This window comes from Pseudogemmobacter blasticus, assembly GCF_003071405.1.
GTDB lineage: Bacteria > Pseudomonadota > Alphaproteobacteria > Rhodobacterales > Rhodobacteraceae > Pseudogemmobacter > Pseudogemmobacter blasticus.
Genome location: NZ_CP020470.1, coordinates 2,832,124 through 2,854,559, shown reverse-complemented (window position 1 = coordinate 2,854,559; position 22,436 = coordinate 2,832,124). Strand labels below are relative to the sequence as shown.

Sequence of the window (22,436 nt, the reverse complement as noted above, 5' to 3'; positions counted from 1 at the left end):
CTGAATGCCCCGTTTCGCCGCAAACCTCACGCTTCTCTTCAACGAAGTGCCCATGCTTGACCGGCCCGACTGGGCCGCGAAATCGGGGTTCGACGGGGTTGAGGTGCTGTTCCCCTACGATTCCCCGGTGGCCGAATGGGAACGCGCGCTGAACGGCCTGCCGCTGGTGCTGATCAACACGCCCCCCGGCGACTGGATCTCGGGCGACCGCGGCTTTGCCGCCCGCCCGGAAGATGAAGGCAAGTTCCGCGACGGGTTCCTGCGCGCCGCCGATTACGCCACCCGGCTGGGGGCCGGCCGCGTGCATGTGATGGCCGGTGTCGCCAAGGGCCCGCAGGCCGAGGCGATCTATGTCGAGAACCTGGCCTGGGCCGCCGCGCAGGCCCCCGACCTGACCCTGACAATCGAGCCGCTGAACCCCGATGACATGCCGGGCTATTTCCTGAACGACTACGATCAGGCGGCCCGCATTCTGGACGATCTGGCCAATCCGCGCATCGGCCTGCAATTCGACCTGTGGCACGCCGCCCGGCTGCATGGCGATGCCGCCGCCGTCTGGGCCGCGCACCGGCACCGCGTCGCGCATGTGCAGATCGCGGGTTTTCCCGGCCGCAACGAACCCGGCGGCGGCGGCTTCTCGCTGCCCCAGCTTTGCGATGAGGTGGACGCCCTGCCCGACCTCTGGATCGCTGCCGAATATGTGCCCGCCAAGGGCACGGCCCAGGGTCTGTTCTGGCTGACCGCCCTCAAGTCGCGCAGCGCCCTGATCGGGGGTTAGCCCGCGCCGCCCCCGGCCCGTGCCGCGAACACCTCTTGCGCTGCGAACAACCCGTTCAGCGCCGCCGGAAAACCCGCATAGACCGCCATCTGCATCAGGATCTCGGTAATCTCGTCCTGGCTCAGGCCCACGTTCAGCCCGGCCGCGACATGCACCTTCAGTTGCGGTTGCGCCGTGCCCAGCGCGGCCAGCGCCGCAATCGTGGCGATCTCGCGGTCCCGCAGCGAAAGGCCGGGGCGGGAATAGATGTCACCGAAAGGGAACTCGAACAGATAGGTGGCGAAATCCGGTGCGATCCCGGCCAGAGACTCGATCACCTTCTGCCCCGCTTCGCCGTCAATCGCTGCCAACGCGCGCTGCCCACGCTGCAACCGGGTTTCGCCCGGATCGTGATCCGCCCTCATGGTGCTGTTCCTTTCCCGGCCGTGTCAGCCGTCCTGTAGCTTTCGATCTTGGCGTCCAGAACCGACAGGCAGGCCTGCAACTCTTCCACCTGTGCGCGCACCGTTTCCCGATGCGCCTCCAGCAGGGCGCGGCGTTCCGGGCCGGTCCCGTCCCCCTGCCGGCGCAGCCCGGCATAGCGCTGCATCTCGCGCAGGGGCATCCCGGTGGTCTTCAGCCGCCGCAGGAACCCGATCCAGGTCAGGATCGCAGCGTCATAATCGCGCCGCCCGCCGCCGTCGCGGTCCGCGCGCGGCAACAGCCCGATGCGTTCGTAATAGCGCAGGGTATGGACACTCAGCCCCGCCCGCCGCGCCAGGTCTCCGATCTTCATTCCGCGCGCCTTTCGCCAAGGATGCCGCGAAGCTACGGGTTTGAGTGCGCTCTAGGTCAAGCCCCGTTTCGTGGCCGGCAAATCCGGCCGATTCGCGCGCAATGGGCAAGACGGAAGGAAGACGTGGGGAAGATGGAAGAAAGACAGCGTTTTTTCTGCCATTTCAGGGCCTTGCCGCCGGAGTGGCCAGCGCCCCCTTGTCGCGGTCTTCCGCATCCGTAATATGTCTTTCATCGCATCCGAAGGACCGCCGCCCATGCCCGCACCCGCCCCCGAGACCAAGGTCGTCACCAGTTGGAAAGTGGCCTGCGACGGCGGCGAAGGCGCGCTTGGCCATCCCCGCGTCTGGCTTGTGATCCCCGAAGATCGCGGCTGGGTCGAATGTGGCTACTGCGACCGCCGGTTCGAGATCGACCGCGAACACGCCCATTCCGATCACTAGGCGCGGCTCTGCCGTAACGGCCAGCCTCAACTCAGGGGTATGCTGTAGTCGCCGCACTGCATGACGGCCTCAGCCGCAGGATTTCCATCGCGGAAGAACTCCAGCACATGCTCGCCTGACCAGCCCTCGACGATCTCGCCGGTATTGGCCATGCCGCGGCCACTTACCGTGCCAGTCGCCGGGTCCTGCGAAAAGTACAGCACCGAAACCCGGTTGCCATCGTCGCAGAACACATCCGCCCGACCACCGCCAAAGCCGGAGAGTGTTGTCCATTTGCCTTCGCAGACCACACCGTCATTTGCGACTGCGTGCAGGTTACCCTGATCCCAGCCATAGGCCTGTCCGTCCAGCCACCGCCCCTGCTCTCCCCAGCAAGCTATGAACCGCACACAGCTTGACGTGTCTCCCGGCACCAGATCACAAGGTGGCTCTTCCGTCCGGGCCGGCCCGGCAGCCAGCGCGGACAGGAAGACAAGCGGTGGAACGATGCTGCGGAACATGGCACAACCTACGTCAGACAAGGGAAGACAGTAACATGACGGGCACCTTCGGCAAGGGTCACCACCTGCACCTCATCGACGGTTCGGCCTATATCTTCCGGGCCTACCACGCGCTGCCGCCGCTGACCCGGCAATCCGACGGGTTGCCCGTGGGGGCTGTGGCCGGGTTCTCGTCCATCCTCTGGGGCGAGATCACCCGCGACAAGGGCGCCGGGGCGGCCACGCATATCGCGGTGATCTTCGACCATTCCTCGAAGACCTTCCGCAACCGCCTTTACGCCCCCTACAAGGCCAACCGCCCCGAACCGCCCGAAGACCTGCGCCCGCAATTCCCGCTGACCCGCGAAGCCACCCGCGCCTTCAACGTGGCCTGCATCGAGGTGCCGGATTATGAGGCTGACGACATCATCGCCACCCTCGCCCGGCAGGCGGTCGAGGCGGGGGGAAGCTGCACCATCGTCTCGTCGGACAAGGATCTGATGCAGCTTGTCCGCCCCGGCGTGGACATGCATGACCCGATGAAGAACCGCCCCATCGGCCCGGATGAGGTGATGGAGAAATTCGGCGTCACCCCAGACAAGGTCGTGGATGTTCAGGCACTTGCCGGCGACAGCACCGACAACGTGCCCGGCGCGCCCGGCATCGGCCTGAAAACGGCGGCGCTGCTGATCAACGAATTCGGCAGTCTGGAAGACCTGCTGTCCCGCGCGTCCGAGATCAAGCAGCCCAAGCGGCGCGAGGCGCTGGAACAGAACGCCGATCTGATCCGCATCTCGAAGCAACTGGTGTCGCTGGACGCCAACGCCCCGGTTCCGGTCACGCTGGACGCGCTTGAGGTCACGACGCCTGACCCCGAAAAGCTGATGGCCTTCCTGACCGAGATGGAGTTCCGCAGCCTGGCGCGCCGGGTCTCGGAACGGCTGAAGATCGCCGCCCCGGTGATCGAGGCCCGCAGCGACGACGGCCCGCAAACCGCCGAGGAAACGCGCCTTCCCTTCGACCATGCCGCCTATGAGGCCATCCGCGACCGCGCGGCGCTGGACCGCTGGATCGCCCGCATCCGCGACGTGGGCCATGTCGCCGTGGATACCGAAACTACCTCGCTGGACGAGATGCAGGCCGAACTGGTGGGCATCTCGCTTTCGGTCGATGCCGGTCAGGCCGCCTATGTTCCGCTTGGCCACAAGCAGGGCGGCGGTGATCTGTTCGGGTCGACCGAACTGGTCGCGGGCCAGCTTGGGCTGGATGAAACGCTAAAGGCCCTGAAACCGCTTCTGGAAGATCCGGCCATCCTGAAGATCGGCCAGAACATGAAGTATGACTGGAAGATCTTTGCCCGCCACGGCATCCGCATTACGCCGTTCGACGACACGATGCTGATGAGCTATGCCCTGTCGGCCGGGCTGAACAACCACGGCATGGATGAGTTGTCCGAACGCCACCTTGGCCACCAGCCGATCCCGATCAAGTCTCTGCTGGGCAGCGGCAAGTCACAGCTTACCTTTGACCGGGTCGGGATCGAGGATGCGGTGAAATACGCCGCCGAAGATGCCGACGTGACGCTGCGCCTGTGGCAGAAGTTCAAGCCGCAACTGCACCGCGCCCGCGTGACCACCGTTTACGAAACGCTGGAGCGCCCGCTGGTAACCGTGCTGGCCGATATGGAAATGGCCGGTGTTCTGGTGGACCGTGACACGCTGTCCCGCATGTCGAACGCCTTTGCCCAGAAGCTGGCGCAGTATGAGGACGAGATCCAGGACATCGCCGGCGAAAAATTCAACGTCGGATCGCCCAAGCAACTGGGCGAGGTTCTGTTTGACCGCATGGGGGTGCCCGGCGGCGAAAAGGGCAAGACGGGTGCCTATGCCACCGGGGCGGACGTGCTGGAAGACATCACCACCCTGGAAGACAGCCATCCGAAGGGCGCGCGTCTGGCGGCCAAGGTTCTGGACTGGCGGCAGATTTCCAAGCTGAAATCGACCTATACCGATGCGCTGCAACAGGCGATCAACCCCGAAACGGGGCGGGTTCACACCTCTTACTCCATCGCGGGGGCGAACACCGGGCGGCTGGCTTCCACCGATCCGAACCTGCAGAACATTCCCGTCCGCACCGAAGAAGGCCGCCGCATCCGCGAGGCCTTCGTGGCGCCGAAGGGCAAGGTTCTGGTCAGCCTTGACTACAGCCAGATCGAACTGCGCATCCTGGCCCATATGGCCGACATCCCGGCGCTGCAGCAGGCGTTCAGGGACGGGCTGGACATTCACGCCATGACTGCCAGCGAAATGTTCAACGTGCCGCTTGACCAGATGACACCGGAAATCCGCCGCCGGGCCAAGGCCATCAACTTCGGCGTGATCTATGGCATCTCCGGCTTTGGTCTGGCCCGCAACCTGCGCATCCCGCGCGCCGAAGCGCAGGGCTTCATCGACCGCTACTTCGAGCGGTTCCCCGGCATCCGCGAATACATGGATGCCACCGTGAAGTTCGCCAAGGACAACGGCTTTGTGCAAACCCTGTTCGGCCGCAAGATCCACACGCCCGAGATCAACGCCAAGGGCCCCGGCGCCGGCTTTGCCAAGCGTGCCGCCATCAATGCGCCGATTCAGGGCACGGCCGCCGATGTGATCCGCCGCGCCATGATCCGTATGCCTGCCGCCATTGAAGGGTTACCGGCCAGAATGCTGTTGCAGGTGCATGACGAACTGCTGTTCGAGGTCGAGGAAGGCGCGGCCGAGGCGCTGATCAAGGCCGCCCGCGACACGATGGAACAGGCAAATCACCCGGTCGTGCCGCTGAAGGTGCCGCTGGTGGTTGATGCCGGTCAGGGCCGCAACTGGGCCGAAGCGCACTGACATGGCCCGGCCCGCCGAAACGGCGCCTGTCGTCACCGTCCGGTCACGGCAGGACTTGCGCGACTGGCTGGCGCAGCATCATGCCGAACCCGGCCCGGTCTGGCTGGCCGCCTATCGCCCGCACCATGCCGATTATCTGCCGCCCGAGGCCAGCACCGAGGAACTGCTGTGCTGGGGCTGGATCAACAGCCTGCCCCGCGCGCTGGATGCAGACCGTTCGATGATCCTGATCGCGCCGCGGCGGCCAGATTCGGCCTGGTCTGCGGTGAACAAGCGGCTGGTCGAACAGGCCCGCGCTTCGGGCGCGATGACGGCGGCCGGCGAAGCGGCGATTGCCGCCGCGCAGGCGAACGGCGCCTGGTCGTTTCTGGACGATGTGGAGCGGCTGGAACGCCCTGCCGATCTGGATCTTGCCCTTGGGCCGCTGGTGGCCGGCTGGGATGCCTTTCCCCGGTCGGTCAAGCGCGCGGCGCTGGAATGGGTCAAGACTGCCCGCACCGCCGGGACACGCGCCAAGCGGATCGAGGACATCCGGGCCAGTCTGGCGCAGGGGCTGCGCCCCACCCCGTTCCGGCGTTAGGTCAGGCGCGGTCAACCCGGCACTGGAAGCAGTTGTTCCGCGCCGAGCGGACGTGGACATAGGCGATGGCCGGATCGGCCAGCAATTCCTGTGCCGTGGCGGCGATTGCGTCGCGCGGGATGACGGCGCCGGTGCCATAGACGATGCGATCATCGGTGCCATAGCCGCGGACGATGTAGTCCGGCGCGGACAGAATCTCCGGCAACTCTGCCCCGCCCCCTGCCGCGCAGGCATCGGCGCACAGGAAGATTGGCCCGATTTCGGCATAGGGCTGCGGCGCGGGAAACGGCCGGTGTGCAAGAATCAGATACGCGCGCCCGGCGGGCACCTGTTGCAGGCAATGCCGGCAGGGCACACCCTTGCCATCAGACAGGTGCCGCTCGGGTGTCTGGCCGTTGGCATCAGGCCCGCCGGCCTGATAGGCGCGGACAACCTCGGTCGGGATCGGGGAAAAACGGATCATTGCGGCACCTCTCGCGTCTGGTGCCCCCGGATGCCAGCCGCCAGCACTTCAGGCGACCCGGAACTTGCGCAAAGCGGTCAGGCAGGCCCGACCAGCCGCCCCAAGACCCGGCCCCCCAGGATATGCAGGTGGTAATGCGGCACTTCCTGCATACCCGACACCCCGGCATTGGTGATGGCGCGATAACCTGCCTCACCCGCCAGCCCCAGATCGGCGATGACACTGGCCACGGTCCGGTGGAAATCGACAATCTCTTCGACGCTGGCTTCGGCCGCGAAGTGATCGAAGTTCACATAAGGCCCCTTGGGAATGGCCAGAAAATGCACCGGCGCATGGGGATTGATGTCGTGAAACACCAGCGTATGCACCGTTTCCGCGACGGTCTTGTTCGGGATCTCACCGCGCAGGATGCGGGCAAAGATGTTCTGGGGATCGTAGGTATAGGCCATGGCTCAATCCACAAACAGGTATTCGGTGGCGGCGATCTCGCGCGCCTTCTCGGCCGGGATATCAAGAAAGGCGGCCAGTGACACGGCATTTTCGTCGGCGTCGGCCGACTGACGGATCACCTGGAAGCCCGAGAAATCCATCTCGCGCAGCCGCTCGCTTTCAAAGCGCACATCATAGCGGATCGTCGGCAACAGGCGGTTCAGCGTATCTTGTGGCGTGGAGCCCCCGGCCAGCCCAACCCGGCGGGCATGGCCGATCAGGTAATCGTCGGTGAAATCACACTCGATCTCAAGCAGCCGAACCTTGGCCTTGTCGTTGTAGAAATCGCGGATCATCTCGACCGAGGCCGGGTCGATACAGAAAATCAGCCGGTCGGTCTTGTAGTAGTCGAACAACATCCGCACCAGCGCCCGGCGGTGGCGGGCACGCTTTTCCAGGGTGGACTGGATGCCGCCCAGATCCGGCAGCGCGGTCGAGGCTTCGTCGAACAGATAGTCGATGGCAGGCGTTCCCGTGACAGCCCGGATGCGGGACACCAGACGCTTGGCAACATGCCATTTCTTGCAGGTCACCATCATCAGCGTGCGGTTGCGGCCCACCGAGGATTCGGATTCCCAGAACCGGGGCGCAAAGCGCCGGCCGATCCGTCCGCGCCCGGTCAGGAAGGTGAACAGCCGCCGCCCTTCGCCGGAAATGCGGAACTCGTGCCCTTCGGCGGAATACAGCGCCCCAAGCCGTGCCTTCAGCTCATGCGCGTCGGGGCTGATCTTGCGGGCGAACAGGTAATCCTGGCTGAGCAGCAGGTCATAGTGATCGTTGTAGAAGGTCTGCGGCATCCCATAGTCGGTGAAGACAAGGAAGGTCAGCGTCCGCGACCGGATTTCGGTTTCGGGCACCAGATGGCGCACCAGGGTCTGGAAGAAGGTTTCATCGGGAATCCAGGTTGTGCGGAAGAACCGCATCACATCGGGGCGCTTGCGGATGAACTTCAGCAATCGTTCGATGGTCTGGCGGCGCAGGCACCACCACTGGCTGCCGATCTGGATCGCCAGGTCGGACGGCACCTTGCGGGCAAGCCCAAGGGACTTTTGCCACTCCATCGAGCGGTAGAACCATGTCTTCTGCGTCCGTTCGTTGAACCAGTGGCGGTAGATCAGCCGCTCTTCCTTGATGCCGGTCTTGATCCAGTCAGACGCGAAGAAATCAAAACTTTCGATGTAGTCGACATCGGCCTTCTGCAGGAAGTCATGCGCATATTCGCCTGACTTGATCGGCATACAGTCGCCCGAAAGCATGTAGAAATGGGTGGCACGCGGGAAGGCATCGACGGCCGCATAAAGGGCCTGAAGCGTGGCGTCGACCAGGCTCCATTCGCCCCAGCCACACTTCACCCGCCGCTTGGCGAAGGTGACCGAGGGGTTGTCGGCCAGGGCGGTGCGAATCCGGTCGTAATCTTCCCGTTTGGCGCGGCCATCGAAGTGAATCGACACAAAATCGCCAACCGCCGTCAGGCGCTCGGCCTGGGTGACAATGCCATCAGGGTCTTTGTGGCACAGCAGGATGTAGGCAATCTTTACCATGGCGCGGGGCAATCAGGTCCATTTCACTTCAGGAACACGCATTAATTGCTTGAAGCTTCCTTGAAAAGGCAATCCATCTTTGATCTGTTCCGGCAGAAGTTGCGAAGCGGGACGATCCGCTAAGTTGAGAGCAGGAGTAGCGATCATGGGTTTCCCCGGCACCTGGATGACGGAAAGTGAGAGCGTGGTCTACCGTGTGGTGCCGAAATGCGCCTGTTCGACCATTGGTCAGATCATGTTTTACTCGGACCATGGCCGATTCTTCGACGGCGACATCCATGATGCAACCGAAGGTATGCACAAATGGGCGATCGAGGCGAGCCAGCCGGTGATCGAGCGCAATGTGAAGACGCATGGGTCTTATGCCTTCACCTGCGTGCGCAACCCCTATACCCGCATCCTGTCATCGTTCTTCGACAAGATCTGTGGCATCCAGCGCAACGGGAAACGTTATCGCGGCAACCTGGTGCCGCTGCTGATCCAGAAATACGGGATCGAGGTGGGTGGCCCCGATGGCAAGCAGGAGTTCGACCAGATCAAGTCGTTCCGCCGCTTCCTGCTGTTCGCGCGCGACACCATCCGCTGGAAAAAGCCGATGGAACCCGACATCCACTGGTCGGCCATGTCGGGCCATATCTCGACCTTCATCGTGAACGGCGGCCGCTACAACAACATCTTCTTCACCGAGAAGTTCGACGAAGGGATGCAAAGCGTGCTGGATGACATCAAGGTCAAGCACAAGGTCGACCTCAAGACGATTCCGCGCTTCAACGAAAGCGAAGGGCACGGCCCCAAGCGTGCCCATCCGGTTGAGGACTACTTCGACGATCTGTCGATGCATCTCGTCTGGGAAATCTACAAACGCGACTTCCAGCTTTTCCGTTATGACTTCGAGAACCCCGGCAACAAGATGCCGAAGGGGCCGGTCGATCTGGACGAAGTTCACGCCAAACTGGGCAAGTAACGGCCCCGCACCGGCACCTTAGACCGGGTCGCCTCCGGCGGCCCGGAACCATTCCACGATTCGGGCCCGCTCTTCCGGCTCCATGAAGCTGCGGTTGCCGGGCGGCATCGCATGGGTCAGGCCGGCCTGCATCACGATCCGGGCCGCCTGATGGGCGATCTCGGATTCGGTTTCCAGAACCACCCCCTTGGGCGGCCAGTGCAGCCCTTCCCAGGACGGCTGCGCCGCATGGCACATGCTGCACCGGCCCTGCACGATACCCACCACCTCGGCGAAGCCCGGGGCGGCGGCATAGCGCAGCGCATCCCCCCGCAACTGCGCCTCGGGCTCGGGCGTGGTGCGCATGGGTGCGGTGGACAGCCAGGCGATGGCCAGGAACAGCAGCGCCGTCACCGCCCAGGTCCAGTGCGGGTTGCCCTTGCGGGCATGGCGGGTGTTGAACCAGTGCCGGATGGTGACCCCCATCAGGAACACCAGACTGGCGATCACCCAGTTCCATTCCGTCGCAAACACCAGCGGATAATGGTTCGACAGCATCAGGAAGATGACCGGCAGCGTCAGGTAATTGTTGTGCATCGACCGCTGCTTGGCGATCTTGCCATATTTCGGATCGGGCTTCCGCCCTGCCTTCAGGTCGGCCACCACGATGCGTTGGTTCGGCATGATGATGAAGAACACGTTGCCCGACATGATCGAGGCGGTGAACGCCCCCAGATGCAGCAGCGCCGCCCGGCCCGAGAACACCTGGGTGTAAAACCAGCTCATCCCCACCAGCACGACAAACAGCGCCAGCATCACAAGGGTCTGGTTGGCATTGACGAAGATCTTGCAGATGGCGTTGTAGACGATCCATCCAAAGGCCAGCGACGCCATCGAGATGGCCACCGCCTGCCAGACCGACAGGTCCATCACCGTGGGGTCGATCAGGTAAAGCTCTGCCCCCAGGTAGTAGACCAGCACCAGCATGGCAAAACCCGACAGCCAGGTGGCGTAGCTTTCCCATTTGAACCAGATCAGATGGTCCGGCATCGCCTCGGGCGCCACAAGGTATTTCTGGATGTGGTAGAAGCCACCGCCATGAACCTGCCATTCCTCGCCATCGGCACCACTGGCAAGGTTGCGGTCGCGGTGCAGACCCAGGTCCAGCGCGATGAAATAGAAGGACGATCCGATCCAGGCGATGGCGGTGATCACATGCAGCCAGCGCGCCGCGATCATCACCCAGTCCCAGAGCACCACCCAGTCATACATCTTGTCCGGCTCCCTGTCTTTTTCGCCACGCTATACCGACGGGGCTTTTCCTGATAACCCTGTCAATCGCCTGATGACTTTCAATCCTGCAAAGACAATCGCGCCCGATGAGCTATGTGAACAACATCCGCATGTTCGTTCGTGTCTACGAATTGGGCAATATGAGCGCCGCCGCGCGCGACCAGCGCACGTCGCCGGCGGTTGCCTCGGCGCGGATTTCCGATCTTGAGCGGCATCTGGGTGTGCGCCTGTTCAACCGCACCACCCGCAGCCTGCAACCCACCGAGAATGGCCGCATCTTCTATGACGGCGCCCGCCGCATCCTGGAGGCGATTGATGACGCCGAAGCGGCGGTGATGGACGTGACGCAGAACCCGCGCGGCACGCTATTCGTGGCGGCCCCGCTGGGGATCGGGCGGCGGCTGATCGCGCCGCAGGTGCCGGTGTTCAAGGATCTTTACCCGCAGATCGACGTGCGGCTGCGCCTGTCGGACCGCAGCATCGACGTGGTGGCGGAAGGCATCGACGTGGCCTTTCATCTGGGCCTGCTGGATGACAGCACGCTGAAGGTGCGGCTGGTGGCGGAATGTCCGCGCGTGCTGTGCGCCGCGCCGGGCTATATTGCCCGCCGGGGCCTGCCGGCCGATGGGGCGGCGCTGGTCTCTGACCGGCATGATTGCCTGAACCTGCGCTTTCCCGGTGCCAAGGAATTCCAGTGGACGCTGCAAACCCCCGAAGGTCCGCGCCGGTTCGAGATCGGCGGACCCTTCGAATCGGATGACGGCGACGTGCTGACCGGCTGGGCGCTGGATGGCCGGGGCGTGGTGCTGAAGCCGGTTTTCGAAGTGGCCGAATACCTGCGCGACGGCCGGCTTGTGCCCGTGGCCACGGCAACCCCGCCGGTGCCAACCCAACTGTCCTCGCTCAGCCCGCATCGGCGGCTGAAAGACCCCAAGGTCCGCCTGTTCACCGATTTCATCACCCTGCACATCCGCGAAGCGATGCGCCGCGCCACAGACGGCGCATGAGAAAGGCGCGGTCCTTTCGGTCCGCGCCTCCTGTCTGCTTAAGTCGGGTCAGCGTGACCCCGGATTACTGAATCCGCTGGCCGTTCACGAAGATCTGGAAGCCCTCCTTGGCTTCGATCTTCGAGGTCAGGCTGTCGGGTTCGCTGCCCGGCGTCATGAAGGCGCCCATCATCATCCGAACGCCCATTGCGTCTTCTTCCTTCACAAGTCCGGTCTTGATCAGACCGTCGATCAGCGCATTCGCGCCGGTCACGCTGACATCGGCGGTGCCCAGGGGCATGGGGGCGCCCATCGAATTGTCGAAGGTGAAGGCGCCGGTCGCGTTGGCCGCCGCCCCGGCCACCTTGAGCGCGATTTCGGTGATGTTCAGCGTTTCAGGCGCCGGAACCGGCGGCTGGCTGCCGGTTTCATCGGCCGCGATGATGGCCGGCCAGTCGATCTTGGTCTTGCCGTTCACATCAATCACCAGATCGAACGGTTCACGCTTCAGCGCGCCCCCCGCATCGACCAGACCCCAAAGCTCATCGTTCAGGGTCAGTTGGCCCAGCTTCAGCGTTACCCCGTAATCAGCCGCCGCATCGACCGCCTTCATCGGCGACAGCAGGTTCATCACCATGCTTTCGACCGAAACCTTGATCGGTGCCGGCACGGAAGGCGAGGTGATGTCAACCACCAGGCCGCCACCTTGCGACTGGACCGATACGACCGACTTGTCGATCGAGAACGCCCCCTCGCCACCGGCCGAGGCGATGGTTCCCTGATAGGGGAACATCTGGTCTTCCTGGCTGATGGTGCCGGTGGTCGCGCCCTGCTTGGTGGTGAACGAAGCCGCCATGCCTTCTTCCAGCGCCTTGCCGAACCCGGCGGGGCTGTTGATCTCGGCCAGAGGCAGGGTCGACGGCAAGGCCAGCTTGAACGACATGGCAACATCGTCGGTCGTGCTGGTGCTGACGTTCTTCATCTGCATGTTCGGATCATCGGTCTTGACCTCATAGGCCAGTTTCGACGTCGCAATATCCATGCTGAAGGTGCGGTTGGTACCGGGCGCATCGGTATAGGTGCCCTTCAGGTCATCGAAGTTCACCACGACATCGTTGGTGACCTTCTTCGCCGGCTCTTCGGTGAAGGTGACGCCATCGGTGACAAAGGTCGCGATCGCCGACAGCTTGTCGGCGCTGTAGTCATAGACCAGCGCCCCGGCATCGCCTTCGCGCGCTTTCAGTTCCAGCCCCTCATGGGTGATCGCCAGACGGCCCGCCTCGCCGCCATCGGCGCCGATGGTGGCGCCCGGGCGGATGGTGACGGACCCGTCTGATTCCTCGGTCAGGATGATGTCGGAAACCTTCAGGCCATCGGTCTTGCCGGGCGGGGCGATGGTGACGCCGTTCAGCGTCAGAACGCCGCCCGAATTCGCCTCGGTCGCCGAGGTGATCTCAAGCCCGGCCAGCTTGGCCGCGTCCTTCCAGGACTGCCACACCTGATCCGCGGTCAACGCGGCATGGGCCGTGCCGCCCATCAGGAAAACCAGGGCGGAAGAGGCTGCCAATGCCTTGTAGTGGAACATGTGTTACGTCTCCTCGGGAAAGTCGTCAGGTTTTTCGGCGCACACCAAAGCGGTTTTGCGCCGCGCCCGCAAGCAGGGTATTCATCACCTTATCCGGCGCGAGAGGTGAGAACCGGACAGGGTGAATGACCGTGCCGCCAACAGCAGACCGCGCCGCCTGTCCGCCGCGCCCGTTTGAACGCCTGGTCGAACAGGGCGGGCTGGCCTTTGACCTGATGGCCGGCAGCACGGGGGCGTTCCCGGGGGCGCTGGTGATCGCCTTTGCCTCGATCGGCCATGATCCGGCCCGCGCACCATCGCCGGAATTCGTTGGCACGGCCACGGCGGGCGGGCGATCAGCCCTGTTCGTAACCGACGCCCGCCGAAGCTGGGGCCAGACCGCCGATTTTGCGGAAGGGCTGCAACAGGCAGTGGCGCTGGTGCGCCAAAGGCAGGACATTCGCCAGACCCTGACACTGGGCAGTTCGATGGGGGGCCACATGGCGCTGCGCGCGGCCGGTGTCCTGCCCGTCGATGTGGCGCTGGCCTTCGGCCCGCAGTCCATGCTGGACCCGGCCAGCCCCCGCTGGCAACCTTGGGCCGCACAGGCCGCACCGATCAGCCCGCCGCCGCCTGCCGCAGGGTGGACCCTGCTGTTCCACGCGATGCAGGATGATCTGGATCAGGCGCTTGGCTTCCCGCCTGCGCCGGGGGTTGATCATGTGTTGTTCGCCGACCAGTGCCATTCCGGCCTGATGGCGCATCTCAAGGCCCGCGGCGCACTGGCCGGCCTGGTCGAGGCTGCGCTGGCCGGCGACCGCCGTCGCCTCTTGCGCATCGCCGCATCGGCCGGCGGGCGGCTGCGGCACAGGATGGCCGATCAGCTTCCGCGATAGGTGGAATAGGCAAAGGGAGAGATCAGCAGCGGCACATGATAGTGCTGCGCCGCATCCGGCACCCCGAACCGGATCGGAATCTGGTCCAGGAACAGAACGCCGTCAGCCGGGGCCTGCCCGCTGGCGCGCAGATAATCACCGGCAAAGAACACCAGTTCATAACTGCCTTCGGTGAAATCCTCGCCCGTCAGCATCGGTGCGTCGGTGCGACCATCGGCATTGGTGACCGTTTCGGCGATCTTGCGGTGCGAATTGCCGCTGACCCGGTAAAGCGCGATCCTTACCCCTGCCGCCGGTTTGCCCCGCGCGGTATCCAGCACATGTGTCGTCAACCGCCCGCTGCCCATTCGCCGCCTCCTGTCTGCCGGTCACAGCTTGCCCGGTTCTGCAATGGTTTGCCACGCCCTCCTGCGCCAGAATGACCTTCTGGCAATTCCTGAAAGACTGCGGTCAACTCTGCCCCTAGGGTGTGGGCCGAACCGGAGGTGCCGATGAACCGCTATCCGCGCGATTTCCGTGGCCATGGGCCCAACCCGCCCGATGCCCGCTGGCCCGGCGGCGCAAGGATCGCCGTCAGCCTTGTGCTGAATTACGAAGAAGGTGGCGAAAACAACCTTCTGCATGGCGATGCCCAGTCCGAGGCCTTTCTGTCCGACATCGCTGGCGCCGCGCCCTGGCCGGGGATGCGGCACTGGAACATGGAATCGATCTACGACTATGGCGCGCGGGCCGGATTCTGGCGCCTGCATCGCCTATTCACCGAACGCGACCTGCCCGTCACCGTCTATGGCGTGACCAGCGCGCTGGCCCGCAACCCCGAACAGGTGGCCGCCATGAAGGAGGCCGGCTGGGAAATCGCCAGCCACGGCCTGAAATGGGTGGACCACCGCGACATGACAGAACAGGAAGAGGCGCGGCAGATCGCCGAAAGCTTCCGCCTGCATGAAGAGGTTGTGGGGGCCCCGCCGCAGGGCTGGTACACCGGCCGGTGCAGCATGAACACGGTGCGGCTGACGGCCGAAACCCGGCGGCTGGCCTGGATTTCCGACACCTATGATGACGACCTGCCGTATTGGCTGGACTGCGGCGACCATGACCAGCTGGTCATTCCCTACACGCTGGAAGCCAACGACATGCGCTTTGCCACCGCCCCCGGCTACATCACCGGCGAGCAGTTCTTCCAGTATCTGAAGGACAGTTTCGACACGCTTTATGCCGAAGGCGTGGAGGGCCGCGCCAAGATGTTCTCGATCGGGCTGCACAACCGGCTGATCGGCCGCCCGGGCAAGGTTGCCGGGCTGAAGCGGTTCCTTGACCATGCACAATCGCACAGCGGCGTCTGGTTTCCCCGCCGCATCGACATTGCCGAGCATTGGCGAAAAGCCCATCCGCCCAAACGGTTCGACCGCCCAAGCCGGATGCCCCGCGAAACCTTCGTCGCGCGCTACGGGTCGATTTTCGAACATTCGCCCTGGATCGCTGACCGGGCCTGGGCGCTGGAACTGGGGCCGGCGCATGACTGCGCAACCGGGCTGCACAACGCGCTGGCGCGCATCTTCCGCTCGGCCAGCCCCGAGGAACGGCTGGGCGTTCTGAAGGCCCACCCCGATCTGGCGGGCAAGCTGGCCCAGGCGAAACGGCTGACCGCCGAAAGCACGGCGGAACAGGCCAGCGCCGCACTGGACGCCCTGACCGACGAGGAACGGGCCACCTTCCAGCGCCTCAATGCCGAGTATGTGGCCCGCCACGGGTTTCCCTTCATCATCGCCGTACGCGACAATACCAAGGACAGCATCCTGCGCGCCTTCCAGACCCGCATCGCCAACGACACCGCAACCGAGCTTGCCACCGCTTGCGGCCAGGTCGAACGCATCGCCCAGCTTCGCCTCAAGGACATTCTCCCATGACCTCGTCCAGCTACTTCTCGCCCGCCGGCGGCCTGCCGCCGCAAACCGCGCTGATGACGCAACGCGCCGTCTTCACCACGGCCTATGCCTTCATTCCGCGCGGCTGCTTTTCCGACATCGTGACCAGCTTCCTGCCTGGCTGGACGCGCACCCGGCTGTGGCTGATTGCCCGGCCGATGTCGGGGTTTTCGGAAACCTTCAGCCAGTATGTGATGGAAGTGGCCCCCGGCGGCGGATCAGACATGCCCGACCGCGAGACCGGCGCCGAACACTGGCTTTTCTTCACCGGAGGCCTTGCCACGCTGACCATCGACGGCACCGGCTATGAGATGGAGGCGGGGTCTTACGCCTATCTTCCCCCCGGCGCGCGCTGGACGCTGCTGGCCGAAGGCAAGGAACCGGCCCGCTTCCACTGGATCCGCAAGATCTATGAAGCCGTTCCCGGCCTTGCCGCGCCCGAGGCCTTTGTCATCAACGAAACCGACGTTCCCGTCCGCTGGATGCCCGATACGGGCGACCGCTGGGGCACCACCCGCTTTGTCGACCCCGAAGACCTGCGCCACGATGCGCATGTGAACATCGTCACCTTCCAGCCGGGCGGCGTGATCCCGTTCGAGGAAACCCATGTCATGGAACACGGGCTGTTCGTGCTGGAGGGGAAGGCGGTCTACAAGCTGAACCAGGACTGGGTTGAAGTCGAGGCGGGCGATTTCATGTGGCTGCGTGCCTATTGCCCGCAGGCCTGTTATGCGGCCGGGCCGGGGCGGTTCCGCTACCTGCTGTACAAGGACGTGAACCGCCACGCCAAACTGCGCGGACCGGGCGCCTTTGGCCCGCTGAAATGACCGCTTGGCATCAGCAGAACCGAGAGATCGTCGCGGAACCGCTGACCGCCGGAGCCTTCGCCCCCTTTGGCGAGGTGCTTGAGGCGGCCGGCGAGTTCCGCTTGATCAATGCCGGCCTCTGCCGCCGCCACCATGACCGCGCGCGGCTGGATTTCGGCCCCGAAGGCCGCGCCGGGATTTCGGTCTTTCAGGCCGAACCGCGGGCGCTGCCCTACAGCTTTGACCTGATCGAGCGTCACCCCGAGGGATCACAGGCCTTCCTGCCCATGACAGCGAACCCGTTCCTTGTCATCGTCTCGGCCGGCCCCGAGGCAAGGCCGCGCGCCTTCCTGACCAACGGATCGCAGGGCATCAACCTTGCGCGTGGCACCTGGCATGGCGTGCTGACACCGCTGGCCGCGCCCGGTCTGTTCGCAGTGGTGGACCGGATCGGCGCCACCCCGAACCTGGAAGAGCATCGCTTTCCAAGCCCCTGGATTGTTCTGCCGGGCTGACACCTACCCGCTGCCGCCCGCCTGTTTTTAGGGCTGCGACGGCCGCAGGGACGATATGTCACAGCAACCGCAAGGCGCTTGCCGTGATGCCAGCCGTGGCAGGGCAGCACCATCCAAATCCCCGCCCCCCTTGGATTTTCGGCGCCTGGCCGGACAAAACGCCGCATCGAAAAACATGCGGATGAAACCCTAATTTACAGAAATCATTGAGAATTTGGCTTGGCACTTGCCAAACCGCACGGCAAACCGAAGGCGTGTGCCGGCCCCAGCCGGACTCGCCCATGCGGAGAAAGCCAGGACGCCCATGCGTCACGCCAGCATCGCCATTCTGTTCGGGGCTGCGTCCCCGCCGGCGCTGACGCACGTTTCCGCCCCCCGTCTGGCGACAAGACGTTCCGGCCTCCGGGCCGGGACAAGGAACAAAGCGCCGGGCCATCGTCCGGCCCCCAGGCAGCAAGAAGGAGACTGAGGATGAACACTTCGATGAAGGTCGGGCTGGCCGCCCTGTTCAGCGCCACGGCGCTGGCCTCGGTCGCGTCGGCGCAAACCGCCCCGGCTGCGGCCGAAGGCTGGACCTGCACGCAATACACCTGGACCGGCATCCCCGAAGCCGCCGCCCCGGAAGCCACGGCAGAAGCGGCAGCCCCCGCCGAAGCCGCTGCACCGGCGGAAGCGGCCCCGGCAGAGGAAGCCACCCCGACCGAGCCGGCCGCAACCGAAGCTGCCGCACCGGCAGAAGAAGCCGCAGCCGCACCGGCTACGGAAGAGCCTGCACCGGCGGCCGAAGCCGCGGCCGAGGCCCCCGCCGCGGCTGAACCAGCCGCGCCTGCGGAAGAGGCGGCGGCCCCTGCAACACCGGAAGCCACCGGCTGGACCTGCACCCAGTATCGCCTTCTGGGCGCCGAAGATGCGCCTGTCGCCGGCGAATGGACCCCGCCGGCGAACTGATCGCCTGCCCTTCTGATCCGGGGGTAGCCTGCCAAGGCACACGCCCCCGGAGTGCAACCCACTTACACCGGCGTGGAAAACATGGACAACAAACAAGCCGTGGCCGTCGTCGCCATCATCGTGATCATCGCGGGGGCCATCTATGTGACCAAGGGCGCCAAGGACATGGGGATCGGCTGGAAGCCGACCACACCCGACGGTCAGCCCGTGGTCAGCAGCGGGTGGACGACAGTTCCCGCAGAACCCGCCAAGACGCCAACCTGCATTCAGTATGATCTGCAGGCCGGAGCCTGGACCTGCACCGCGATCGGCATCGCACCCTGAGCCCCTGACGGGCTGATGAAACCGGCAAGGCGTGCCTGCGCGCGCTTTGTCTGGCCGGCCTATACCTAGGCAGACCTTGCCGGACCGCGCCGTTCAAGCCGCAGCCCCGGTGCCTGCCCCCCGGAAAAGCCGTGCTTCGGCCAATCCTCGCCAAGAGCGGACGCCCGTTCGGCGTTTCCCTTCAGATGAACATCCAGAAACGCCAGCGCGAAATGCTGGGCGATGTTGTTCATGGCCACGGCATCCCAGGCCGGATCAGCATAATGCGAATAGGGCGGCCATTGCATATGCGGTGACGGCTCCCACGCCTCTGCCGGGGCGGGAATGGCTGCGCCGGCGCAATGTCCGGCGTGTTCAAAGGTCAGCAACCAGGCCGGCCCGCCCACCTCGTTGAAAATGCGGCGGATGCCCGTGTCATAGCCGGAAACCCCGTCGGCGCTGCCCCCCATCAGCAGGCAGGGCAGGCGCATCGCCGCCAGACCTGCCGCATCCCACAGTCCGCGTTGCCGGCCCCAGGGCCCGATGGGCAGGATCGCCTTCAGCGCCGCCGGTGGCACGGGGGCTGCGCAGCCCTGCCACAGGCCATGCGGCGGCGCCATGCCGCCTGACAGCGCCGGTTCGGCCACACCGGCCCCCGCCAGGACCAGCGCACCGTAACCGCCCATGGAATGACCGATGACGGCATAGCTTCCGCCCAGTTCCGCCGCCACCGCTGCCACATCGCCGGGGCGGTGGACAAGGGTGGAGGTCAGGCCGTTATTCGCCAGATAGGCCGCATCGCCATAGGTGGAATCAAGATGGTCGATGCTGGCCACGCGATAGCCATGGCTGGCCAGATGTTCGCCGAAATGGCCCATGAACAGCCGGTTGCCGGGATAGCCGTGCGACAGGATTACCAGCGGGAAATCACCCGCAGCGGGTTCAGCGTCGCGGCCTGCCGATCCGTGCAGGACAACCGCCCGGTGCCCGTCGCGCAACAGGGTGGGATAGTTGGCGCCCCCTGCCCCCGGCGCAGCCGCCGGATACCACAGCTCCACCGTCAGCGGCCGGTCAACCCGCGCCCCGGCTTCACCGAAGACATCCGGTTGATCGGGGCTGATCACCGTCCGCGTCCGCACCCCCACGGGATGCGGGCCGCGCTGCGCACCGGCCGGCGCGTCGGGACGGATCAGGTCAATGCGGTTCTGCATGGCGTTCCCCTTTGCGGGTCGGGTTCGGCCAGAGGCTATGCCGCCGTGCGGGCGCTGCAACCGCAGCATGAAAAAGGGGGCAGCCCTGCGGCCACCCCCTTCTTGAATTTCGCCTGAGCGGCGGCTGAAAAATCAGGCCAGAGCCAGATTGATCGCCGATTCGCGGCCGTCACGGCCACGTTCCACGTCAAAGGTCACCGCCTGGCCATCGGCCAGTTCACGGATGCCCGCACGTTCCATCGCCGAGATGTGGACGAACACGTCCTTCGACCCGCCTTCCGGCGCGATGAAACCGAAACCCTTGGTGGTGTTGAACCATTTCACGGTGCCATTTGCCATCGTGAGTACTCCTGTCTGTATCGCCACCCGCACGCTGCGGTGGCCTGGCTTAGTCACGAAGAAGATCGAGTGCTGAAGCCGTTAGGAGACAGAAGTTCGATGATCGAGTGGTGTCGCGGGTTGAATATGCGCTTTCCGGGACGAAAAAGCAAGGCCGGTGCCGAACTTTCCCGATCCGGCCCGCAGTCAGCCGGTACTGCCCTGCAACCCGGCACCTTTTGCGATTGCCGCCCGAGGCGGGAACTGGTCAAATCTCCAGACCAATCGGCCCCTCGGCCGCAGCGGAGACTGGAATGCCGTTCCTGAAGGTGCAGCCCGAAAAACTGTCGCAGGCGGTGGTGCGGCAGATCGAGCAGTTGATCCTGCGCGGCATCCTGCGCCCGGCCGAACGGCTGCCGCCCGAGCGCGATCTTGCGGAACGGCTGGGCGTCTCGCGCCCCTCGCTGCGCGAGGCGGTGGCCGAACTTTCCGAGCGCGGCCTTCTGGTCGCCCGGGCCGGATCGGGCATCTTCGTCGCCGATGTCCTTGGCGCCGCCTTCTCGCCCGCGCTGATCGAGCTGTTCGCCAGCCATGAAGAAGCCGTCTTCGATTACATCGCCTTTCGCCGCGATCTTGAAGGGCTGGCGGCGGAGCGCGCGGCCACGCTGGGATCGGAAACCGATCTGCGCGTGGTGGATGCGATCTTTGCCAAGATGGAAACCGCGCATCACAAGCGCGACCCTTCGGATGAGGCCGAGCTGGATGCCCAGTTCCACATGGCCATCATCGAGGCGGGGCATAATGTCATCATGCTGCATATGATGCGGGCGATGTTCGATCTGCTGAAACAGGGCGTGTTCTACAATCGCCAGATCATGTTCAGGAACCGCACCACCCGCGATCAGTTGCTGGACCAGCATCGCGCCATCAATACCGCCTTGCAGGCCAGGGATCCGGTGGCGGCACGGGCGGCGGTCGCGTCGCATCTGGCCTATGTCGAAGCGGCCTTCCACGCCCATCTGCGCGCCGAACGCCATGAGGCGATTGCCCGCCAGCGGTTCGAACACGAACAGGACCGCTGAAACGAAAACCCCGGATGCGGTGGCACCCGGGGTTCCGACTTCTGTCCCTCGAAGTCTGTTCAGTGCATCTTGGCGCCGACCTGTTCGATGGCATCGTCAATCGAGGCTTTCGCCCCGTCCGCGGTCATCTGTTTCGACAGGATGTCGCCCGCCGCCGCAATGGCCACCGAAATGGCCTGCTCGCGCACCTGACGCACAGCACCGGCTTCGGCGCTGGCGATCTGCTCTTCGGCAGCCTTCAGACGCCGCGCGATCGAGTCCTTCAGGTCAGCCTTGGCCTGCGCCGCGGCCGCCATCGCTTCTTCCTTGGCGGACGAAACGATGCGCTCTGCCTGCTCGGCCACGTCCTTCTGCTTGCGCTCATACGAGGCAAGAATCGTCTTCGCCTCTTCGCGCAACGCGCGGGCCTCTTCCAGCTCGGCCTTGATCTGGACAGCGCGCGCGTCCAGCATCCCCGTCAGCTTCTTCGGCACGCCCATGTAGACCAGGATGCCCAGGAAAACGAGGAAGGCGATCAGAACCACGAAGTTGGTGTTCTGAAGGCTGAAGAACGGCCCCGAAGCCGCCATCGCGGGCGAGGCCAGAAGCGCGAAAAGAACCGTAAGCTTCCGCATTGCCTTACCCTTTCAGACGCGCGGCAACAGCCGCGGTGACAGCCTTGGCATCGGCAGAGCCGCCCAGAGCCGCAACCAGTTCCTTCGCGGTATCCTTGGCAACGGCTTGCACCGCCTCCATGGCTCCGGCCCGGATTTCCGCAATCGACGCTTCGGACTGAGCCGCCTTGGCGGCAATCTCGGCATCGGCCTTGGCTGTTGCGGCGTCCAGATCCTTCTGGATGTCGGCCTTGGCTGCCGCAACGATCTTGGCCGCCTCGGTGCGGGCATTCGCCAGCGCCTCGTTATAGGCCCGTTCCGCCGCCGCGGCCTTCTGCTTCAGCTCTTCGGCTGCCGCAAGGTCGTTGGTGATCGTGCCCTTGCGTTCGGCCAGCACCGCGCCGATGCGCGGCAGCGCGATCCGCGACAGGATCAGGAACATCACGATCAGCGTGACGACGAGCCAGAAAACCTGGTTCGGAATCCATTCGGCGCAAAGCTGCGGCATACCAATGGCACCGCCATGGGCGTTGACGCAAACGCCTGCCGCTTCTTCAAGGATTGGTTCTGTTGCCATCTTGTCCCCCATCGGACCCTTATGAACCAGGAACGCGCCAGGCCATACCGGGC

The 22,436-nt window shown here is 64.7% G+C and carries 27 protein-coding genes; 13 read left to right on the top strand and 14 right to left on the bottom strand.

Annotated features, from left to right (window positions below; translation table 11 throughout):
• The first annotated feature begins 4 nt into the window (after positions 1-4).
• The gene (locus B6K69_RS13940) at positions 5-778 is read left to right on the top strand and encodes a hydroxypyruvate isomerase family protein (RefSeq protein ID WP_108644207.1); all 774 of its coding nucleotides are present in this window, start codon (positions 5-7) and stop codon (positions 776-778) included.
• Here the strand turns inward: B6K69_RS13940 and B6K69_RS13935 are convergent.
• Both B6K69_RS13935 and B6K69_RS13930 read right to left on the bottom strand, forming a co-directional pair.
• Positions 775-1,182, bottom strand: coding sequence for a carboxymuconolactone decarboxylase family protein (locus B6K69_RS13935; RefSeq protein WP_108644206.1), 408 nt, complete (start codon positions 1,180-1,182; stop codon positions 775-777). The two genes, B6K69_RS13940 and B6K69_RS13935, sit on opposite strands and share 4 nt — an antisense overlap.
• Entirely contained in the window at positions 1,179-1,553 is a 375-nt protein-coding gene (locus tag B6K69_RS13930; RefSeq protein ID WP_108644205.1) for a MerR family transcriptional regulator, read from the bottom strand. Before B6K69_RS13930 ends, B6K69_RS13935 begins: the two co-directional genes overlap by 4 nt.
• A gap of 256 nt (positions 1,554-1,809) precedes the next feature.
• Here B6K69_RS13930 and B6K69_RS13925 point away from each other — a divergent pair, with 256 nt between their 5' ends.
• Positions 1,810-1,995 carry a zinc-finger domain-containing protein gene (locus B6K69_RS13925; protein ID WP_107673723.1) on the top strand — a complete coding sequence of 62 codons (186 nt, stop codon included), beginning with the start codon at positions 1,810-1,812 and terminating at the stop codon, positions 1,993-1,995.
• A 26-nt stretch (positions 1,996-2,021) separates the two neighbouring features.
• Here B6K69_RS13925 and B6K69_RS13920 read toward each other — a convergent pair whose 3' ends face one another.
• A complete protein-coding gene (locus B6K69_RS13920) occupies positions 2,022-2,495 on the bottom strand; it encodes a hypothetical protein (protein WP_108644204.1) in 474 nt (157 codons plus the stop codon).
• A gap of 35 nt (positions 2,496-2,530) precedes the next feature.
• On the opposite strand from B6K69_RS13920, the gene polA reads away from it, so the two are divergent.
• Both polA and B6K69_RS13910 read left to right on the top strand, forming a co-directional pair.
• The gene (gene polA / locus B6K69_RS13915) at positions 2,531-5,350 is read left to right on the top strand and encodes a DNA polymerase I (RefSeq protein WP_108644203.1); all 2,820 of its coding nucleotides are present in this window, start codon (positions 2,531-2,533) and stop codon (positions 5,348-5,350) included.
• Position 5,351: 1 nt separating this feature from the next.
• A complete protein-coding gene (locus B6K69_RS13910; RefSeq protein ID WP_164681963.1) occupies positions 5,352-5,930 on the top strand; it encodes a YdeI/OmpD-associated family protein in 579 nt (192 codons plus the stop codon).
• 1 nt (position 5,931) lies between these two features.
• On the opposite strand, the gene B6K69_RS13905 is transcribed toward B6K69_RS13910, so the two are convergent.
• From B6K69_RS13905 to B6K69_RS18555, 4 genes are all read right to left on the bottom strand, one after another.
• Positions 5,932-6,393 (bottom strand): DUF1203 domain-containing protein, encoded by a 462-nt coding sequence (locus B6K69_RS13905; RefSeq protein WP_108644201.1) that lies wholly within the window; start codon positions 6,391-6,393, stop codon positions 5,932-5,934.
• 77 nt (positions 6,394-6,470) lie between these two features.
• A complete protein-coding gene (locus tag B6K69_RS13900; RefSeq protein WP_108644200.1) occupies positions 6,471-6,842 on the bottom strand; it encodes an HIT domain-containing protein in 372 nt (123 codons plus the stop codon).
• A 3-nt stretch (positions 6,843-6,845) separates the two neighbouring features.
• On the bottom strand, positions 6,846-8,423 hold the full coding sequence (locus tag B6K69_RS13895) for a DUF5928 domain-containing protein (protein ID WP_108644199.1): 1,578 nt from the start codon (positions 8,421-8,423) through the stop codon (positions 6,846-6,848).
• Between the two features lie 12 nt (positions 8,424-8,435).
• A complete protein-coding gene (locus B6K69_RS18555; protein WP_257791664.1) occupies positions 8,436-8,570 on the bottom strand; it encodes a hypothetical protein in 135 nt (44 codons plus the stop codon).
• On the opposite strand from B6K69_RS18555, the gene B6K69_RS13890 reads away from it, so the two are divergent.
• A complete protein-coding gene (locus B6K69_RS13890) occupies positions 8,569-9,387 on the top strand; it encodes a sulfotransferase family protein (protein WP_108644198.1) in 819 nt (272 codons plus the stop codon). The genes B6K69_RS18555 and B6K69_RS13890 overlap by 2 nt on opposite strands.
• Before the next feature lie 18 nt (positions 9,388-9,405).
• On the opposite strand, the gene B6K69_RS13885 is transcribed toward B6K69_RS13890, so the two are convergent.
• Positions 9,406-10,638: a urate hydroxylase PuuD gene (locus B6K69_RS13885; RefSeq protein WP_108644197.1), complete on the bottom strand. Its 1,233-nt coding sequence runs from the start codon at positions 10,636-10,638 to the stop codon at positions 9,406-9,408.
• A gap of 107 nt (positions 10,639-10,745) precedes the next feature.
• Here B6K69_RS13885 and B6K69_RS13880 point away from each other — a divergent pair, with 107 nt between their 5' ends.
• Positions 10,746-11,666 carry a LysR family transcriptional regulator gene (locus tag B6K69_RS13880; protein ID WP_107673732.1) on the top strand — a complete coding sequence of 307 codons (921 nt, stop codon included), beginning with the start codon at positions 10,746-10,748 and terminating at the stop codon, positions 11,664-11,666.
• A gap of 64 nt (positions 11,667-11,730) precedes the next feature.
• Here the strand turns inward: B6K69_RS13880 and B6K69_RS13875 are convergent, their stop codons facing one another.
• Positions 11,731-13,230, bottom strand: a complete 1,500-nt coding sequence (locus tag B6K69_RS13875) for a DUF2125 domain-containing protein (protein ID WP_108644196.1) — start codon at positions 13,228-13,230, stop codon at positions 11,731-11,733.
• Between the two features lie 125 nt (positions 13,231-13,355).
• On the opposite strand from B6K69_RS13875, the gene B6K69_RS13870 reads away from it, so the two are divergent.
• Positions 13,356-14,105, top strand: a complete 750-nt coding sequence (locus B6K69_RS13870) for an alpha/beta fold hydrolase (protein WP_108644195.1) — start codon at positions 13,356-13,358, stop codon at positions 14,103-14,105.
• Here the strand turns inward: B6K69_RS13870 and uraH are convergent.
• On the bottom strand, positions 14,090-14,452 hold the full coding sequence (uraH, locus tag B6K69_RS13865) for a hydroxyisourate hydrolase (protein WP_108644194.1): 363 nt from the start codon (positions 14,450-14,452) through the stop codon (positions 14,090-14,092). The two genes, B6K69_RS13870 and uraH, sit on opposite strands and share 16 nt — an antisense overlap.
• A gap of 144 nt (positions 14,453-14,596) precedes the next feature.
• Between uraH and puuE the strand changes: the two genes are divergently transcribed.
• The 5 genes from puuE (at position 14,597) to B6K69_RS13840 (ending at position 18,623) form a co-directional block, all read left to right on the top strand.
• Positions 14,597-16,012, top strand: coding sequence for an allantoinase PuuE (gene puuE, locus B6K69_RS13860; protein WP_108644944.1), 1,416 nt, complete (start codon positions 14,597-14,599; stop codon positions 16,010-16,012).
• Positions 16,009-16,857 (top strand): bifunctional allantoicase/(S)-ureidoglycine aminohydrolase, encoded by an 849-nt coding sequence (locus tag B6K69_RS13855; RefSeq protein WP_108644193.1) that lies wholly within the window; start codon positions 16,009-16,011, stop codon positions 16,855-16,857. Before puuE ends, B6K69_RS13855 begins: the two co-directional genes overlap by 4 nt.
• Entirely contained in the window at positions 16,854-17,351 is a 498-nt protein-coding gene (locus B6K69_RS13850; RefSeq protein WP_108644192.1) for an ureidoglycolate lyase, read from the top strand. The genes B6K69_RS13855 and B6K69_RS13850 overlap by 4 nt, the downstream gene beginning before the upstream one ends.
• 471 nt (positions 17,352-17,822) lie before the next feature.
• On the top strand, positions 17,823-18,299 hold the full coding sequence (locus tag B6K69_RS13845) for a hypothetical protein (protein ID WP_108644191.1): 477 nt from the start codon (positions 17,823-17,825) through the stop codon (positions 18,297-18,299).
• A gap of 81 nt (positions 18,300-18,380) precedes the next feature.
• Positions 18,381-18,623 carry a hypothetical protein gene (locus B6K69_RS13840; protein ID WP_107673739.1) on the top strand — a complete coding sequence of 81 codons (243 nt, stop codon included), beginning with the start codon at positions 18,381-18,383 and terminating at the stop codon, positions 18,621-18,623.
• Between the two features lie 65 nt (positions 18,624-18,688).
• On the opposite strand, the gene B6K69_RS13835 is transcribed toward B6K69_RS13840, so the two are convergent.
• Together B6K69_RS13835 and B6K69_RS13830 are read right to left on the bottom strand one after the other, a co-directional pair.
• Positions 18,689-19,813 carry an alpha/beta hydrolase family protein gene (locus tag B6K69_RS13835; protein ID WP_108644190.1) on the bottom strand — a complete coding sequence of 375 codons (1,125 nt, stop codon included), beginning with the start codon at positions 19,811-19,813 and terminating at the stop codon, positions 18,689-18,691.
• A gap of 132 nt (positions 19,814-19,945) precedes the next feature.
• Positions 19,946-20,152 carry a cold-shock protein gene (locus B6K69_RS13830; protein WP_107673741.1) on the bottom strand — a complete coding sequence of 69 codons (207 nt, stop codon included), beginning with the start codon at positions 20,150-20,152 and terminating at the stop codon, positions 19,946-19,948.
• A gap of 293 nt (positions 20,153-20,445) precedes the next feature.
• On the opposite strand from B6K69_RS13830, the gene B6K69_RS13825 reads away from it, so the two are divergent.
• Positions 20,446-21,213 carry an FCD domain-containing protein gene (locus B6K69_RS13825; protein WP_107673742.1) on the top strand — a complete coding sequence of 256 codons (768 nt, stop codon included), beginning with the start codon at positions 20,446-20,448 and terminating at the stop codon, positions 21,211-21,213.
• Between the two features lie 59 nt (positions 21,214-21,272).
• On the opposite strand, the gene B6K69_RS13820 is transcribed toward B6K69_RS13825, so the two are convergent.
• A complete protein-coding gene (locus B6K69_RS13820; RefSeq protein WP_108644189.1) occupies positions 21,273-21,827 on the bottom strand; it encodes a F0F1 ATP synthase subunit B in 555 nt (184 codons plus the stop codon).
• A gap of 4 nt (positions 21,828-21,831) precedes the next feature.
• Positions 21,832-22,383, bottom strand: a complete 552-nt coding sequence (locus tag B6K69_RS13815) for a F0F1 ATP synthase subunit B' (RefSeq protein ID WP_107673768.1) — start codon at positions 22,381-22,383, stop codon at positions 21,832-21,834.
• Positions 22,384-22,436 lie beyond the last annotated feature (53 nt).